Origin of the sequence: Marinimicrobium sp. UBA4209, assembly GCF_002381585.1 — a bacterium.
Taxonomy (GTDB): Bacteria; Pseudomonadota; Gammaproteobacteria; order Pseudomonadales; family Cellvibrionaceae; genus Marinimicrobium; species Marinimicrobium koreense.
Genome location: NZ_DFTP01000028.1, coordinates 12,623 through 13,500 on the forward strand (window position 1 = coordinate 12,623; position 878 = coordinate 13,500).

2 protein-coding genes are annotated in these 878 nt (G+C 63.9%); both read left to right on the forward strand.

All coding sequences use genetic code 11. From position 1 onward, the window contains the following. Positions 1-258 (forward strand): hypothetical protein (locus B3187_RS04375; RefSeq protein ID WP_286804752.1); only part of this gene is annotated, 258 nt, incomplete at its 5' end. After that, positions 255-878 (forward strand): NADH-quinone oxidoreductase subunit H (locus B3187_RS04380; protein ID WP_286804753.1); only part of this gene is annotated, 624 nt, incomplete at its 3' end. The genes B3187_RS04375 and B3187_RS04380, both read left to right, overlap by 4 nt.

Here is an 878-nt window from a genome sequence, read left to right on the forward strand (position 1 = left end):
GCCGGAGACCCTGAGCTCCCCAAGCTGCGCGCCATCGACAACCCTTCCGGAACGGGAGAGGCGACCGTGGAAACGCCGCGTGGCCGCGCCACATTGCGACTAACGCAGGAGCGAGGGCAGGTGGTATCGGTCGAGCTGGATAGCGCCTGCAGCCAACATATCGGCTTGGTCGCCGATTTGGTCGAGGGCCAGGAGCTGGGCGATGCCCTGGTGGCGGTCGGGTCACTGGATCTCTCGCCCTGGGAGGTGACCTCATGACTGTCGCCTTAGTGTTGCTCACCTTGCTGGTTGGCGCTTGGTTACTGGCTGTGATTGAGGCCTGGCTCACGACCGGCCGCCTGCGACCGGTTGCGCCGCTGCTGGCGGGCCTGTCGCACCTGGGCCGGGAGTCCATCCTGGCGCGCAAACCCGACCGGTTGTTTTTCGAGACCGCGCCAGTGTTGTTGCTGGTGGTAGCGGTGCTCGGTGCTGCCGTGCTTCCGCTGGCGCCGGATCTGGTCATCGCTGATCTGGCCACCGGCGCCTTGTTTCTCAACGCGGTGCTTGCCTATGTGTTGGTATCGCTGATTATGGCGGGTTGGGGCCCGAATGGCGCCTACGCGATGGTCGGTGGCTGGCGCTTTCTCGGCCAGCTTATCGCCTACTCCATGCTTATCGTCATGCCCATTACGGCGACCGCCATGCGCGCTGAGTCCCTGCTAAACAGTGCCATCGTCGAGTCTCAGGCCGGTTTATGGAACATAGTTTACCAACCGCTGGGCTTTGTGTTGTTTTTCATCGCCGCTATGGCGTTGGCGTTCCGCTCACCCTTCGACCTGCCTACCGCACCCGGTGAGTTGGCCGGCGGGGTCGACGCCGAATACACCGGCGTGCGCCTG